Genomic DNA, 16,131 nt, shown 5'->3' with positions numbered 1-16,131 from the left:
CTCTCCAATAAAGTTTGTTACTGGTTCAAAGCTGGCAAATCATTTAATGATAGACTCATCAACGCTTTCGCTGTTCAGTTTTCAAAGAGCATTTTCGCAACAACCATTTCATCTTATCAGGTTGTCCAAGTCGTGTCAACCACTTTTTTAAAGTTGTTTAACGGCGACTTCACTAATCTACCACATACCTCGCAACAAAAGCAAGTGCTTTTTTTGTTCAGGCCGTAATCGATTATGTAGGAAAAAGAAGAACATTGACTACTTTACCACTATACTTTTTTAAATGCAAGTAAAAAATAAAAGCCGTTTGAACAAAATTCAAACGGCTTTGTACTACTCTCGATTCTCGATTAATCACGCGCACGCATATGCGGGAACAGCAATACATCGCGAATAGAAGGAGAATTGGTCAAAAGCATAACCAAACGGTCGATTCCGATACCCAAACCACCTGTTGGCGGCATGCCGTACTCCAGCGCTTCGATGAAATCGTCATCCATTTCATGCGCTTCGTCGTTGCCTGCCGCTTTTTCCAGAAGCTGAGCTTCAAAACGCTCGCGCTGATCGATCGGATCATTCAACTCTGTAAACGCATTGGCATGCTCACGCGCGACGATAAACAGCTCAAAACGGTCTGTAAAGCGAGGGTCCTCATCGTTCTTTTTCGCCAATGGGGAAATCGCTACAGGGTGACCATACACAAACGTAGGCTGAATCAGCGTATGCTCCAGCTTTTGTTCAAAGAACTCATTCACAACGTGTCCAAAAGTATGATGCGGCTCGACAGCTACTCCGTGCTCTTTTGCCAGTGCACGCGCTTCGTCGTCGCTCATTTCCTTCCAGAAATCTACGCCGAGATTTTCCTTGATCAAATCAACCATGTGCACACGGCGCCATTTTGGCGTCAGATCAATCTCGTTGCCTTGGTATTCAATTTTGGTCGTGCCCAATACTTCTTGCGCAATGTGCGCGATCAGCTCTTCTGTCAGGGTCATGATATCCTGGTAGTCGGCATATGCCTCGTACAATTCAATCATGGTGAACTCTGGGTTGTGTCGTGTAGAAATACCCTCGTTCCGGTATACGCGGCCGATTTCATACACTTTTTCCAGTCCGCCCACGATCAGTCGTTTCAAATGCAGCTCAATCGCAATACGCATGTACAACTGCATGTCCAACGCATTGTGGTGCGTAATGAACGGACGCGCAGAAGCACCGCCGGCAATCGCGTGAAGAGTTGGCGTCTCCACTTCCAGATAGCCAAGGCTGTCCAAATAACGGCGCATGGAAGTCAAAATGCGGCTGCGCGTAATAAACGTATCGCGCACTTCCGGATTTACGATCAAGTCGACATAGCGCTTGCGGTAGCGCGTCTCGATATCTTTTAAACCATGGTATTTCTCAGGGAGTGGACGAAGCGACTTGGACAGGTACGTGAAATCTTTGGCTTTCACACTAAGCTCGCCTGTTTTTGTTTTGAAAACAACACCACGGATTCCGATCAAATCGCCAATATCGCTGATGTCGAACACTTTGTGCGCTTCATCGCCAATCGTGTCCTGGCGCACGTAGATTTGAATTTGGCCGGAACGGTCCAAAAGCTGGGCGAAGCTCGCCTTACCCATCGCGCGTTTTGCCATCAGGCGACCGGCGATTGTAACGACGTTTTCTTCGGCTTCCAGTTCTTCCTTGGTCTTGTCGCCAAATGCCTTCACAATATCAGCAGCGTGGTGGGTTTGCTCGAACTTTTTCCCAAATGGATCGAAGCCCCACTCGCGAATTTGATTCATTTTGTCGTGGCGCACTTGAAGAAGCTCGTGCAGCCCTTCCTGTTGCTGATCTTCCTGCTGTAGGTCTTGCTCGTTTGCCATTTTTGTTCACTCCTCTAAAAAATGCCTGATTTAACAGTATTGTACAGGGCACTAAAATAGTGATACGGCGTACCTCACATAAGGTACGCCATGGATAAACTGCTTACAGGTTAATATCGAGAATCTCGTACTGGATCACGCCTGCTGGTACGTTCACGTCTACCACAGCACCTTTGGATTTGCCCAAAAGCGCTTGACCTACAGGAGATTCATTGGAAATCTTGTTGTTCATCGGGTCGGATTCAGCCGAACCTACAATCGTGTAGTCCACGATGTCGCCAAACTCCAGGTCTTTCAGCTTTACTCTGGAACCTACGCTTACTACGCCTGTGTCCACGTCATCATTCGTGATGATCGTAGCCTTGCGCAGCATTTTTTCCAGCGTCAGAATGCGGCCCTCAATGAACGCCTGCTCATTCTTTGCTTCTTCGTATTCAGAGTTCTCACTGATATCTCCAAAGCTGATCGCTTCTTTAATCCTTGCTGCTACTTCTTTTCGTTTAACCGTTTTCAAATCTTCAAGCTCTTGCTCCAGCTTTGTTAAACCTTCTGGTGTCAGGAAAACTTCTTTTTCAGACATGGTTCAATTCCCCCGTTATTAAAAAATGATTCCATTTGTACTGGGTAAAGTACAAAGGATTATATGTAGTTGTTCTATACAATATACAGCAGAACACAACCAACTTTGAGGGTTCAAAGGTAAAGCTGCCAGAGTTGACTGGCAGCTTGGCTCCCAATATTACGGAGTATTATAGGATATGAAGGAACCCTTGTCAATGTCTGGAATAAACAACCAGTTTAGTAACTGACCGCCTCGTCACGAGTCGATTCCAAAGGCTCTTCAAGGTCTCCATCATAGTTCTCCACCCAGTCGACATAGTCAGTCAAAACCCGACGCAGCTCTTCTTCCGTCTCCACAGAGTTTACCAGGTTTTTCGTATGGGTCGAACCGCGCAGCCCCTTCAAATACCATGCTGCGTGTTTGCGCATTTCCAGCACACCTACTCGCGGCCCCTTCAATGCAATCAAACGCTCCGCGTGCAACAGACAGATGTCGATCTTTTCACGCACGGACGGCTCCGCAACCAGTTCTCCTGTCGTCAGGTACTGGATGGTTCGGTACAGCATCCACGGATTGCCGAGTGCAGCGCGTCCGATCATGACGCCGTCGCAACCCGTCGTATCGAGCATGCGGCGAGCGTCCTCTGGTGTCGCCACATCACCGTTGCCGATAACCGGGATGGAAACAGCTTCCTTCACTCGTCCGATCCAGCTCCAGTCCGCCTGACCCTTGTACATTTGCACGCGAGTCCGACCGTGGACGGCGATGGCTTTGCCGCCTGCACGCTCAACCGCCTTGGCGTTTTCCAGGACATACAAGTGCTCTTCATCCCAGCCCAGTCGCATTTTGACCGTAACCGGCTTTTCGACAGCATCGACAACAGCCGATACTACCTCGTAAATTTTGTCCGGGTCAAGCAACAGGCGAGCACCTGCATCACAGCTCGTAATTTTCGGAACAGGACACCCCATGTTGATGTCGATAATGTCTGCGTTCGTATGTTGATCTACATACTTCGCCGCTGGAACGAGCGTTTCCTTGTCACCGCCAAAAATCTGCAGGCTCAGCGGTTTCTCGCGTTCGTCGACATACAGCATGTCGATGGTCTTTTTATTGCCGTGCACGATGCCTTTGTCGCTGACCATCTCCGCACAGACAAGCCCCGTCCCAAATTCTTTCGCAATCAAACGAAAAGCAGGGTTGCAAACACCTGCCATCGGGGCGAGAACCACGTTATTTTTCAGTTCAATATTTCCGATTTTCATCTATTTCGACCTCCTATTCCCGATATGCGGGGTCTTGGAGAGGTGAGACTCATCCAAACTGCCTATCCTTTATTTTATAGCACATAATTCTTCATAGTCGACCTGTAAAGTGCTGGCGATCTTGCGCAGTACAGGTTCTGTCGGCGTGCGAGTCCCCCGCTCCAGCGATCCGACGAACGACAGCGACACTCCCAGCTTTTCCGAAAGGGACTGCTGTGTATACCCTTTTAACTTCCGAAAGGATCTGATCCGATTTCCCAGTTGATTGCTCCCCACTCTCGTACCCCCTTGTGATCTTCTGCCAATAAGGAAAGATAATGGTCAATGGTCTGGCTGTAACCAGGCAAAGCATCGCCCTCCCAAATGTCTCGCAACGGAACCAGCACAAAAGCGCGCTCGCTCAAACCAGGGTGCGGGATAACCAGATGCTCCAGCGACACACTGGAGGTGCCATACAAAAGAAGGTCAATATCAATCGTACGCGGCCCCCAACGAATGGTTCGAACGCGACCCAGAACGCGTTCTACCGACAAAGCCGCATCCAATAGCTGCTCGGGAGAAAGGTCTGTCTCTATCGCCACAGCCATATTCAAAAACGCCTCTTGCTCGACGTAGCCGAACGGCTCTGTCTCATAAACGGCTGATGCGCGCAAAACCCGGATTCCCGGCTGCTCGTTCAGCTTCTGGATCGCCTGACGCAAATTTTCCGCACGATGGCCCTGGTTTGATCCAAGCCCCAGATACGCTACCACACTCATGAAGCAAAATCCTCTCTTCTGCGCGTCATTTCAATGGCAACCGACTCATAGTGGCCGTTGATCGGAGGATTGGGCTTGGTCACCTTTACTTTGGCTTCTTGCAACGGAAAAGTCGTCAAAAGCTGCTCGGCAATTACAGCAGTCAGCTTTTCAACCAGATTGAACCGCTCGCCCTCGACAATTTTTTGCACACAAGTAAAAATATCGGCGTAATTGACGGTATGCTGCAGATCATCGCTTGCCCCTGCCTGCGACAAGTCGACAAGAAGCTCCAAATCGACATAAAAACGCTGACCCAGCTCGGCTTCTGCGCCAAAGACACCATGATAGCCATAAAACGACATGCCATTAAAATAAATTTTGTCCATCGTTAAATGCCCCCCTTCATCATCGCATCCATCATCTTGGTGACCCGTTTCATCTCTTTTACATCGTGCACCCGAACCATATGGCAGCCTTTGGCTACGCCCAGAGCAACAGTCGCTGCCGTGCCCTCTACCCGTTCCTCTACTGGCAAGTCGAGGACATGTCCGATCATCCGCTTGCGCGAGGTCGCGAGCAGAACCGGATAACCGAGAGCAACCAGATCATCGAGTCTGCGCATGGTTTCAAGGTTTTGCTCGACCGTTTTGACAAAGCCGATCCCCGGATCGAGAATAATCTGTTCCTCACGCACACCCGCGCGCAAGGCAATCTGTACGGATTCTCGCAAATCTCTGACATAATCGGAGAAAAAGTGCTGGTAGTCGGTGTCAGGGCGGTTGTGCATCAAAATGATTGGCACGCCGCTCTTCGCAGCTACTTCGGCCATGCGCGGATCGCGCTTTGCTCCCCAAACGTCGTTGATGATATGCGCCCCAGCGTCCAGTGCGCGCTCCGCCACCGCCGCCTTGTATGTATCAATCGAAAGAGGAACCGACAGCTCCTTTGTCAAAAGCCGAATGACAGGCAGCACCCGATCCAGCTCCTCAGCCTCTTCTACAGGCATCGCTCCCGGGCGTGTCGATTCGCCGCCGATGTCAATGACATCCGCCCCTGCCTCCACCATGGCGCGCGCCTGCGACAAAGCTTGCTCCACATCCACAAAACGGCCGCCGTCGGAAAAGGAGTCGGGCGTTACATTCAAAATCCCCATCACCAATGTGCGCTCGCCAAGCGGAAGTGTGTACTGTCCGCAGTCCAGCTTTTGTCTGGCTCGAAGGCGAGACGGCAGCGCCAAAATCTCCCGTACCTCTGCCGCCACCGCGCCAGACTCGCCAGCGCTTTTTTCCAGCTGTTGCAGGGCCTGCTCCAACTGCTTGTGGCCCGCGAGCAAAAGCATCCGTTTTCGCTCAATCGTACCCGGTTGCCCAGACACAACCGCCTCGGCCCCGGTCGCGAGCATGTTCTGCCGCACTTGTTCGGCAAGCTCGCTGCTCATGTTTTCCACATGGATCATCAAACCTGCTCGCCACTCAGCCAACTGTTCAGCCAAATGGCCAAAAACGCCCCGATCGGCAAGCTCCGCAATCATTTCGTCGACGGTTGCCGCATGGATTCGAAATGGATTGTACTTCATGGACCTACTCCCTTTTTCCGTCTTCGCATGTTGATTAGTAGCATACCATAATTTACATGAAGGTCGCTACAGACTGACGGTAGGCGAGGTGCAGTTCGTTCGTGTATTTCCCGTAGACCGCTGGAACGAAAGTCCCGTCCACCTCCAGCACAGGCACGATTTCCTGCACAGAGTTGGTCGTAAATACTTCATCCGCCGCAAGCAGGTCTTCCAGCCGATACCGTCCTTCTGCTGTCGGGATCGCCAATTGCTCGGCCAAGCGCAAAACATGGCGGCGAGTCACCCCATCGAGAATGCCCGTATCCAGAGAAGGGGTGAACAGATGCCCGTCCCTGACCCAGAAAAGATTGCTGACGATGCCTTCCGCGAGAAAACCGTCGTGCGTCAAAAACAGCCCTTCCGTATCCGTGCGCGCCCCCAGCTCCTGGCGAGCCAATGCGTTGTTGAGGTAGTTGTGCGATTTAAACCGCTGGTGCCCCTCCGCCGTCTGGCGCGGCAATGCCAACGTCTGGAGACGCTTCGGCTTGGGCGGCACCTCAAGCGCGGCAACCGGCTTGGCAAATACAAACAAAGATGGGCGCTCGTAGCCGCCAGCTACCAAGCCTACCCCTTCCGGCCCCGCCGTGACGCTGAGACGTACATACGCGTCCCTCAGTCCGTTCGCTTCGACGGTTTGCCTGATGGCATCCGCCAGCTCTTCTTTTGACCAGACAAGCTTGATTTGCAACGCCAAAAGCCCGGAACTCAGCCGGGCAAAATGGTCGTCCCACAGAAACAGTTTGCCATCGTATACGCGCAACGTTTCAAACAGACCGATGCCATACAAAAAACCGTGATCCAAAATCGATACACTCGCCTCATGAGCCGGACAAATTGTCCCGTTTGCATAAATGTGCATCTGCGCACTCTCCCGATACTATTGTCGAGAGCATCATACCATATTTTCCGGGGAGAGCGCAGATTCGGAAGCACGCTTGCCATGAACAAAGCGCGAGATTGTGATCGAGATTTCGTACAAAACGATCAATGGAACAATCACCATAATATCGGACAAAAAGTCGGGCGGAGTAATCGTAATCGAAATGATCGCCAGCACCAGGTAGGCAGGCTTGCGCATTTTGGCCAATCGATGCGGATTCAAAATGCCCAGATGGCTCAAAAACAGCACGACGACAGGCAGCTCAAACAAAAGTCCAAACGGCAGGCACAAATTCAACATAAAGCTAAAGTAGTCATTTGCCGTAATCACCAGTTCAAAATTCCCGTTTGACAGCCCCAGCACGAATTGGTACATCATCGGAAACAAGACAAAGTAGGCAAAAGACAGCCCGAACAAGAACAACAGAAACAGCGCCGGGATGTACATCAGCGCCACTTTTCTCTCCCGCTCCTCCAATGCCGGAACGACGAATCGCCACGTCTGATAGGCAGCCACAGGAATTGTGACAGCTACCGCGCCAACCGCAGACAACTTTACATAGATTGACAAAATATCACCCGGGCCGAGGATAGCCAGTTTTTCGCCGGAATGATTCGACAACGCCAGGTAAATGTGATCGACAAACAAAAAACAGATGATCATGCCGATGACCAGTGTCGCAGCCACGATCAGCAGTCTGCGGCGCAGATCACTCAGATGCTCCAAAACAGGCATCTCCTGATTCACAAGCTCTCCTCCTTACGCGCTGCGCTGCAAAAAGGCAGTGCGCCAAATGAACGCACCGCCTTTTCCCACGCCGGAATTAGTTGCTTCGTTTTACCGCTTCTTCTCCGACCGCGCCTTTGTCTTTGCCTTCATCGTCGTCCTTGGTCAAATCTCTGGCAGCCGTTTTAAACTCTGTCAGCGTACGACCAAAAGCGCGACCGATCTCCGGCAGCTTGCTCGGCCCGAAAACGATCAGTGCGATGATCAAAATCAAGATCAGTCCAGGAATCCCGATGCTCGATAGCATGGTGCGCTACACTCCTTGTCCTAGAAACCAGTAATGGCAATCACGCTCGGCAAAGCTGCTGCATTTCCGCCTTTTGGCCAATGGCTGGTTGGCTGGCTGTAGTCCTTGAGGTTTTCGCCCGGATGCTGTACCGACAAAAACAGCGTTGTTTCATCAGGCGTAAACCAAGGTCCTGTCATTTCCGCGCCTACCGGAGCAGAGGCAAACTGTGCAGCCTGCCCTTTGTTGTTGCCCGTAGTCGGAATGAAAAATACCCCGTTGTTCCCAAACGATTTGTAAATCCCGCTGTTCATGGAGGAAGAAGAGATGTCCGTAACGACCCACAGGTTGCCTGCGCTGTCAAACGCCATGTTGTCCGGCGCAGCAAAACCGCTTTGCGGGCCGCCTGCGGCAAAAATCTCAAACGTGAACTCGCCGCCTGCATGGTTGTTGTCTTTTTCGAACAAACGCACGATTTGCCCGTAGAAGTTGCCATGCTTGTCGTTGTTCGTCAGGGCGATGAACACGGAACCGTCAATCGGATGGACTTCCAGATCTTCAGGGCGATCCATCGGAGTAGCTCCAACCGCTTTGGAAGCTTCGCGGCAATTGACCAAAACGTCAGCCTGGGAAGCAAACAGCGGCTTGCCTTCCGCATTCACAGCTTTTTTCAAAGCGTCATTGGTGGCCAAATCCAGCGCGACCCATTTGCCTTTGCCAAAGTTGGCGACATAAAGCGTCCCTTCCTCCAGCAGCCGGGAATTGCCTTTCCCCGCCTTCGGATCGAACTTCGCTTTGGAAACGTATTTGTACACGTACTGGTCTTTGGCATCATCGCCCATGTATACGACCAGTTGACCTGATGGCGCCAGCACCATGGCAGTATTCTCGTGGGAGAAGCGGCCGAGCGCTGTATGCTTTTTCGGAGTCGACTTCGGATCAAACGGATCTACTTCAATAACCCAGCCATAATGGTTTGCCTCAGGCAGCTTGCAATCGCCTACGACGTCCATGTAGTTTTCCTCACAGGAAAGAACTGTATTCCACAACGTCACGCCGCCAGAGCAGTTGGCAAACGTCCCGGTTACTTCTTTGGCGATCGAAGCTGCCGGCCCTGTCAGTACGTGTTTGGTCAGCCCGCTGACACGACGGCCGTACTTGGAGTCCGCAACCAGCTTCCACTTGCCTTGTTCCTTTTTGATTTCGATGACAGAGCCGCCCAGCGCGTACAAATACTTTTTGATTTGCTCGGGAGTGCGCTTGTTGTCTTCTGCGTCCGCTTTCAAGTAATCGTATCCGTTCACATAATATTCCAACTCACCTAAATATTCGTGATTTACCCAAAGCAGTCCATGGTCTGATTTGCCCTCGATGGGCAGAAAACAGGTGAAGTCATTGTTGAAGCCAAAAGTGTCGCCAGCCGCGTTGATCTTGTCTCCATAGGAAGCGATCACATCGTACTTGAATCCCTCTGGCAGGACGACGTCGTCTTTCGTTGTCGGATGGATTTCCTTGAACTTCGGGTTGAAATGGTGGTTTTTTGTTTCGAGGCCAAACAGATGATCGGCTGTTTTTCCAGACAAGGTACTGCCTGCTGCCAAGGCAGGGATTCCGGTTGCCATCGATGCCAGTGCTGCTGTACCTGCTCCTAGATAAGTCAAAAACTGTCGACGATTTACATCCATTTCACTCTCTCCTTTTTCGCCATCTTTCGCTTCATTGTACAAGCCGAATGTCGAGAGAGAGTAAACGCTGTATAAAGAGTCTGTAAATGAAAAAACCGCCTGAAATCAGGCGATTTTTGTCGTGTATGCATTCATGATCCTGTCGTATGTCGGGCGTAGGTGGTGAGGAAGTTTTGCAGTAGCTGTTTGCCGTGCTCGGTAATAATCGATTCGGGGTGGAACTGCACGCCCTCAATCGGATATTCCCGATGGCGCAATGCCATGATCTCGCCTTCAGCGGTTCGCGCCGTAATTTCCAGCTCACTCGGGATGGACGCTTCCTCCACAATCAAGGAGTGATAACGTGCCGCTGTAAAAGGGGAAGGAATGCCCTGAAAAATCGTCTGCCCGTCGTGAATGACCTCAGACGTTTTGCCGTGCATCAACCGTTCGGCGCGAATGACTTTTGCTCCAAACACTTGTCCAATCGACTGGTGTCCCAGGCACACTCCCAAAATCGGGATTTTCCCCGCAAAGTGGCGAATGGCCTCCATGCTGATCCCCGCTTCGTTTGGCGTGCACGGGCCAGGCGAGATCATCAAGTAATCGGGAGCCAGCCGCTCGATTTCTTCCAGCGTGATTTTGTCGTTGCGGTACACTTGCAGCTCTTCGCCAAGCTCACCTACGTACTGCACCAGGTTGTACGTAAAGGAATCATAGTTATCGATCATTAAAATCATCTTACTCTCATCTCCTCTCAACTCATCGTTCTCTGCTCGCTAATCTCTAGGGCCTTCCACAACGCTTCTGCCTTTTTCAAAGACTCGGCGTACTCCGCCTCGGGGACAGAGTCGATCACAATGCCTGCTCCTGCCTGCACATGAGCCATTCCATCCTTGACGACCATCGTCCGGATGGCAATATTGACCTCTACATCGCCGTTAAAGCCAAACCAGCCGATTGATCCTGTGTACACGCCACGTTTGACCGGCTCCAGCTCCTCGATGATTTCCATCGTCCGAACTTTTGGCGCTCCGGTAATCGTTCCGCCCGGAAAAGTGGCCGCTACCGCATCGAAAGCATCTTTGCCCTGGGCCAGCTCTCCTTTTACATGGGAGACGATATGCATCACGTGCGAGTATTTCTCCACGACCATGAACTCGCTGACCTCCACGCTGCCAAAACGACAGACGCGGCCCAGGTCATTGCGTTCCAAATCGACCAGCATCACGTGCTCTGCGCGCTCCTTTTCGTTGTCGATCAGCTCACGCGCCAATGCCTCATCCTGCTCATCGGTTTGCCCGCGCGGACGCGTCCCTGCGATCGGGCGTGTATGAACTTCCCCGCCCTTTACCTTCACCAACAGCTCAGGGGAAGCGCTGACCAGCTGAAACTCCGGGAAGCTGAGGTAGCCCATGTAAGGAGACGGATTCAGCTTGCGCAGCACCTGATACACATCCGGCGCCGTCACCTGCATTGGTTTGCTTTGCCGCACAGACAGGTTCACCTGGAAAACGTCGCCTTGGGCGATATACTCCTGAACCCGACGGACGGCATCCTCGAACTGATCTTTGGCAAAAGACACCGCTGCTGGCGTCTCATGAACCAGCGGTCTTTTGCGCAATTGCTCCCAGTCTTCGGCATCCGTCTTCACCACAAGATTTTCCAGTGAATTCAGCCTTTTTGCAAGGCGTTCCTCCGCTCGGCGATAAGTCTCTTCGCTCAACTCTTTTGCAGACAAATGAGTCAGACAGACGATCTCTCGCGTCTGATGATCAAAGACAACAAGGTCTTGCATTATCATAACATACAGGTCTGGCAACTGTAAGTCGTCCGTTGCGATCTCGGGGAGCGTAGGCTCAAAAAAGCGATTCATATCATAGCTGAGATACCCCACTGCGCCACCGGAAAAATCAGGCATATCTGGAACGACTGGCGTGCGATAGCGGGCAAGCAATTTTCGCAATGCATCAAGCGGTTGGTCCGCTTCCACATTTTCTACCTGACCATCGGGGTAGACAGCGATCGTTTCCCCTCGCTGACTGCGCAAGGTAGCTACAGGCTGATAAGCCAAAAACGTGTACCTTCCCACTCGGCCGCTTTCCAAAAGAACAGCATCCTGCATGGACGGCTGCAAGGCAGTCAGCACCTGCCAAGGATCGATTTCGGAAGACCATTTACCGCGAAGAGTAAGAGGAACAAAAGGATATGTCAATGCGTACGACTGGCACTGGGCAAAGGTAGGGAACATCAATTTCGCTTCACGCTCCGGTTTTTTCACTATTTATCCGTTCATTATATAGTCGTCCCAGGCAAAAAGAAAAGACCACGCAGCCAAAATGGCATACCGTGGCCTCCTGTATTTTTTGCCAATCAATCCTCGAATTGGTACAGAGGAGTAGACAGGTAGCGTTCGCCGTTGGATGGGATGATAGCGATGACTTTTTTGCCTTTGCCCAGCTTGGCAGCTACTTGCAAAGCCGCATGGATCGCTGCCCCCGAAGAAATGCCGCCGAGAATGCCTTCCTTGCGAGCTACTTGGCGAGCTGTTTCAAAAGCTTCCTCGTTCTCTACCTTGATGATTTCGTCGTAAATTTGCGTATCAAGAATTTCCGGAACAAAGCCTGCTCCGATTCCTTGAATTTTGTGCGGTCCTGGCTTGCCGCCGGACAATACTGGGGATGCTGCCGGCTCTACGGCAACGATCCGCACGTCTGGGTAGTGCTCGCGCAAGACTTGACCGACACCTGTGATCGTTCCGCCTGTTCCGATCCCGGAAATAAAAGCATCAACGCCGCCAATTTCCTTTGCCTGCTCCAACAGCTCACGCGCTGTCGTATCGCGGTGCACAGCAGGGTTGGCTTTGTTTTTGAATTGTTGCGGAATAAAGTAGGTGCTGTCTTCTTTTGCAAGCTCTTCCGCTTTGCGAATCGCTCCGCCCATTCCTTCGGCACCTGGAGTGAGCACCAGTTCCGCACCATACGCGCGCAGCAAGTTGCGGCGCTCGATACTCATCGTCTCCGGCATGACCAGAATGGCGCGATAGCCTTTTGCAGCAGCGACCATCGCCAGGCCGATTCCTGTATTTCCGCTCGTCGGTTCAATAATCGTATCCCCTGGCTTCAGGCTGCCATCCGCTTCGGCTGCCTCAATCATCGCAAGCGCGATCCGATCTTTCACGCTGCTTCCCGGGTTGAAAAACTCAAGCTTCAAGTAAACATCTGCGATATCTTCGGTGACAACACGATTCAGCTTCACAAGCGGAGTAAATCCAATCAAATCAGTAATGGAATTAGCCACGCGCATATGTCCTGCCCCCTTATATTAATAAGCCGAGTAAAACGCTAGGATTTATTGTCATAATTATATCAACGGTCGCCCATTTGGTCAATGAGGCATTTGCCCAGAAATCTGAACACCTACGGACTCGCGCATCCGCTCCAAAACCACATCGAGAGATTCCACTTGCGCAAAGGCAATTTCCCGGCGCAATTCCTCTTTTACCTCGGCAAAAGTTCTCTGTGTCGCATCCCGCTTCTGCTCCAGGTGATAGATGACGTATTGATCCCCGGTTTTGACCGCTCGGCTATTGTCTTTTGCCTTCAAGCTTTCTATTTCGCTCCACGCTTCATCAGGCAGCTTCGGATCGCGCAAGGATACCCACCCTAAATCTCCGCCTGTGGTCGCCGTTTTTTGGTCGATCGAGCGTTCCTTGGCGAGAGTCTGGAAATTGGCCCCCTGCTTTAATTCGGCCGCTACCTGCTCCGCTTCTTTTTGGGATGCAACGGCAATTTGATACAGTCGCACCTGCATCGGGCGCGTATACCGATCTGCCCGGCTTTCATATACTTTCATCACTTCGTCGTCACTAACCGAGATATCTTTGGTAGCCAATGTTTGCAGCAAAATTTGATAAGTAATCTCCCGCTTCACCGCATCAAGGCTCGTTCCAGCCTGCTTTTGCAGCGCTTGCTGAAACTCGCTGTCCGTACGGCTGCCATAGCTGTCGCGAATTTGTTCCAGTTCCTGCTCAACCTGTTTCGGATCGGCGCTGACACCCAAGCGCTTCGCCTCCTGAAAAACGACCTCCCGATTGATGAGATCGTTCAGAACCTGCTCCCCGAACTTCTGTTTGAGCGCCGATACATACTCGGCTTCACTGATTTTCACATCTCCGACGATAGCCGCAGGCTGCAGCTTGCCTGACGACTGGAACCAGGCCCAGGTCACGGCAAGCAACAGCAACACGAGCGCCCCAATGAATGCCCACAACCCTTTTACATTGGTCATGCCATCCTCTCCCTTAGTTGACGCCGCGCGATTGTCCTTACATGTCTTTCATGATGTTCTCTAACGCGGCTCTGTCATAGTGATAACGTTCATTGCAAAAATGACAGTGAACTTCCGCTTCGCCCTGCTCTTCAAGAAGACTCTCCATCTCTTCGCGTCCCATGCTGATCAGAGCCTGAACCACCTTGTCCTCGTTGCACTTGCAGTGGAATACAATGTCTGTGCGGCTCAGATACTTAGGCTCATCCAATACACGCGCCAAAATTTCCTCCGGCGACAAGCCCTCGCCAATCATGCGGGAAACTTGCGGCAGCTGTCCCAAGCGTTCTTCGATTTTTGCCACGACCTCTTCAGGCGTGTTCGGCAAAAGCTGAAGAATAAAGCCGCCAGCCGCCAAGACGGAGCGGTCATCCGGGTTTACCAGCACACCTACGCCTACCGCTGACGGCGTTTGCTCGGACACGACAAAATAGTAAGTGAGATCTTCCCCGATTTCACCTGAGACAATCGGCGAGCTGCCTTGATAAGGCTCTTTCAGTCCCAGATCTTTTGTCACGTACACAAAGCCTTCCGTTCCAACGGCACGCGCTACATCCAGCTTGCCTTTTTCATTCAGCTCGAAGTGCACTTGCGGGTTGGTAGCGTAAGCAATCCCTTCGCCATCGGCATTGGCCTCAGCGACGATCTGCCCAATCGGACCTCCCCCTTTTATTTTGACAGAGAGGCTCTCGTTTCCTTTTAACATGGCTCCCATCATCAGAGAGACGGTCAAAGTACGTCCTGTCGCTGCCGTTGCCGTGTTCCACATATCGTGGCGGCGGCGCACTTCTTCCACAATATCTGTCGTCCGTGCAGCAAAAGCACGTACGTGTCCGTCAAATCCGGTTGCTCTTATCAAATAATCGCTCATCTGGCGATCCTCCTTCTTGCATCCAATGTTCAAATGGTCTTTATCAGTTTACCACAAGAAGCCAGACGTACGCGCTTTCCACTGGCTAAACGAACACTTGCAGACGATCGCAAAAGCAAAACCCCTTCCAGTAGTAGAAGGGGTCGGTAATGACATCAAGTCAGATAGTCTTTCAGAACTTTCGACGCTTTTTGCGTTCGCAATCGGTCAATCGTCGTCGCTTCAATCTGGCGGATTCGTTCGCGGGTCAGGCCAAACATTTTGCCTACTTCCTCCAGCGTGTACACATGGTCATCATACAGACCGTAGCGCATGGAGATAATCTCTTGTGCCCGCGGGCTAAGCCGCTCCAGCGCTGCATGCATCTGGGAACGCAAGTCCACCTTTTCAATCCAGTCATCCAGCGAGGACAATCCATCGTCCATGATTTCAGCGTAGCTCAGACACTCGTCCTCATGCTCCGCCAGCCATTTTTCGCTGTCCAGTTCGGCATCAATCGACTCCATTTTCATCATCAACGCCTGCTCGATTGCATCGACCTTTTCCAGTGGAATGTCGAGCAGTCCGGCAATTTCGTGTCGATCCGGCGTCCGGTTCAACGCGTGAATCAGATGCAACACTTGCTTTTGATACTGGCGAATTTGCTCATGCATGTGGACAGGAATGCGAATCAACGCACCTTTGTCATTGATTGCGCGGGTGATCGCCTGGGAAATCCACCAGTGCGAGTAATGATAGAGACGTACGCCGCGTCCCACATCAAATTTGTCTATGGCGGTAAACAAACCAATCGTACCTTCCTGAATCAGGTCCAGGAACGGCATGCCTCTTCTCAAATGGCGCAAGGCTGTACTGACAACGTAGCGCAAATAGGCGCGAACAATCGTTTCACGTGCCTCCATGTCGCCATGCTTCTGATAGCGAACCAGGCAAGCCAACTCTTCTTCTTTGTCCAACATGGGTGTTGCAGCGACGCTTTCCAAAAACAGCAAGGCGGACGTGTCAGACCGAAGCGATCTGGGCACCACGATCCCCAGCTGTGTTTCTACTTCCCGCCAACGACTGGGAGTGGAATGGAATGAGGAGGTACTCAAAGTCATATGCAACCCTCACTTCTCTGGAATGGGAGTTCACGATGAAGTTAGGCGAGTTTACGAAGTTGTTTACTGTAACCGTATTTCGACAAAACTTGTTTGATTCCTGCCAGTTTACAGAATATTAACAGTTCTCCCCTTTATGCGTTGTTTGTAAACCTTCCTTAATATAGAGGCGAGCCTGGTCGACAAAAAAGCCATCCCTGAATGCGGGACGGCTGAAGAATC

The 16,131-nt window shown here is 51.5% G+C and carries 18 protein-coding genes; 1 reads left to right on the top strand and 17 read right to left on the bottom strand.

All coding sequences use genetic code 11. The features are described from left to right. On the top strand, nt 1-228 hold a 228-nt coding region (locus M2298_RS27525; protein WP_280649335.1), incomplete at its 5' end, for a hypothetical protein. Nucleotides 229-350: 122 nt separating this feature from the next. Here M2298_RS27525 and lysS read toward each other — a convergent pair. From lysS to M2298_RS27440, 17 genes are all read right to left on the bottom strand, one after another. After that, nucleotides 351-1,871, bottom strand: a complete 1,521-nt coding sequence (gene lysS, locus M2298_RS27520) for a lysine--tRNA ligase (protein WP_122966725.1) — start codon at nt 1,869-1,871, stop codon at nt 351-353. Between the two features lie 103 nt (nt 1,872-1,974). Further along, nucleotides 1,975-2,451, bottom strand: a complete 477-nt coding sequence (greA, locus tag M2298_RS27515) for a transcription elongation factor GreA (RefSeq protein WP_063227480.1) — start codon at nt 2,449-2,451, stop codon at nt 1,975-1,977. A gap of 218 nt (nt 2,452-2,669) precedes the next feature. Continuing rightward, entirely contained in the window at nt 2,670-3,698 is a 1,029-nt protein-coding gene (dusB, locus tag M2298_RS27510; protein ID WP_122966726.1) for a tRNA dihydrouridine synthase DusB, read from the bottom strand. 69 nt (nt 3,699-3,767) lie between these two features. Beyond that, entirely contained in the window at nt 3,768-3,974 is a 207-nt protein-coding gene (locus tag M2298_RS27505) for a helix-turn-helix domain-containing protein (protein WP_083955635.1), read from the bottom strand. Then, nucleotides 3,926-4,456 (bottom strand): 2-amino-4-hydroxy-6-hydroxymethyldihydropteridine diphosphokinase, encoded by a 531-nt coding sequence (folK, locus tag M2298_RS27500; protein WP_173598158.1) that lies wholly within the window; start codon nt 4,454-4,456, stop codon nt 3,926-3,928. The genes M2298_RS27505 and folK overlap by 49 nt, the downstream gene beginning before the upstream one ends. Further along, nucleotides 4,453-4,824, bottom strand: coding sequence for a dihydroneopterin aldolase (gene folB / locus M2298_RS27495; RefSeq protein ID WP_063227483.1), 372 nt, complete (start codon nt 4,822-4,824; stop codon nt 4,453-4,455). Before folB ends, folK begins: the two co-directional genes overlap by 4 nt. A gap of 2 nt (nt 4,825-4,826) precedes the next feature. After that, the gene (gene folP, locus M2298_RS27490) at nt 4,827-6,014 is read right to left on the bottom strand and encodes a dihydropteroate synthase (RefSeq protein WP_254223495.1); all 1,188 of its coding nucleotides are present in this window, start codon (nt 6,012-6,014) and stop codon (nt 4,827-4,829) included. Nucleotides 6,015-6,066: 52 nt separating this feature from the next. Beyond that, a complete protein-coding gene (gene pabC / locus M2298_RS27485; protein ID WP_122966728.1) occupies nt 6,067-6,912 on the bottom strand; it encodes an aminodeoxychorismate lyase in 846 nt (281 codons plus the stop codon). Between the two features lie 33 nt (nt 6,913-6,945). Further along, complete coding sequence (gene tatC / locus M2298_RS27480) at nt 6,946-7,680, bottom strand: twin-arginine translocase subunit TatC (RefSeq protein ID WP_122966729.1); 735 nt, start codon at nt 7,678-7,680, stop codon at nt 6,946-6,948. 76 nt (nt 7,681-7,756) lie between these two features. Then, on the bottom strand, nt 7,757-7,966 hold the full coding sequence (gene tatA, locus M2298_RS27475) for a twin-arginine translocase TatA/TatE family subunit (protein WP_173598161.1): 210 nt from the start codon (nt 7,964-7,966) through the stop codon (nt 7,757-7,759). A gap of 20 nt (nt 7,967-7,986) precedes the next feature. Next, on the bottom strand, nt 7,987-9,630 hold the full coding sequence (locus tag M2298_RS27470; RefSeq protein WP_242773227.1) for a PhoX family protein: 1,644 nt from the start codon (nt 9,628-9,630) through the stop codon (nt 7,987-7,989). A gap of 131 nt (nt 9,631-9,761) precedes the next feature. Next, nucleotides 9,762-10,349 (bottom strand): aminodeoxychorismate/anthranilate synthase component II, encoded by a 588-nt coding sequence (gene pabA, locus M2298_RS27465; RefSeq protein ID WP_280649334.1) that lies wholly within the window; start codon nt 10,347-10,349, stop codon nt 9,762-9,764. Nucleotides 10,350-10,366: 17 nt separating this feature from the next. Further along, on the bottom strand, nt 10,367-11,860 hold the full coding sequence (locus tag M2298_RS27460) for an anthranilate synthase component I family protein (RefSeq protein ID WP_280649336.1): 1,494 nt from the start codon (nt 11,858-11,860) through the stop codon (nt 10,367-10,369). A 122-nt stretch (nt 11,861-11,982) separates the two neighbouring features. After that, nucleotides 11,983-12,915: a cysteine synthase A gene (gene cysK, locus M2298_RS27455; RefSeq protein ID WP_122966733.1), complete on the bottom strand. Its 933-nt coding sequence runs from the start codon at nt 12,913-12,915 to the stop codon at nt 11,983-11,985. Nucleotides 12,916-12,996: 81 nt separating this feature from the next. After that, the gene (locus M2298_RS27450) at nt 12,997-13,899 is read right to left on the bottom strand and encodes a peptidyl-prolyl cis-trans isomerase (protein ID WP_280649333.1); all 903 of its coding nucleotides are present in this window, start codon (nt 13,897-13,899) and stop codon (nt 12,997-12,999) included. A gap of 37 nt (nt 13,900-13,936) precedes the next feature. Continuing rightward, complete coding sequence (gene hslO / locus M2298_RS27445) at nt 13,937-14,809, bottom strand: Hsp33 family molecular chaperone HslO (RefSeq protein ID WP_122966735.1); 873 nt, start codon at nt 14,807-14,809, stop codon at nt 13,937-13,939. Nucleotides 14,810-14,964: 155 nt separating this feature from the next. After that, a complete protein-coding gene (locus tag M2298_RS27440; protein ID WP_122966736.1) occupies nt 14,965-15,909 on the bottom strand; it encodes a sigma-70 family RNA polymerase sigma factor in 945 nt (314 codons plus the stop codon). Nucleotides 15,910-16,131: the final 222 nt, after the last annotated feature.

The organism is Brevibacillus sp. 1238, from assembly GCF_029892995.1.
GTDB lineage: Bacteria > Bacillota > Bacilli > Brevibacillales > Brevibacillaceae > Brevibacillus > Brevibacillus parabrevis.
The sequence above is the reverse complement of the archived record's forward strand: the minus strand, read 5'-3'. Positions and strand labels throughout refer to the sequence as shown.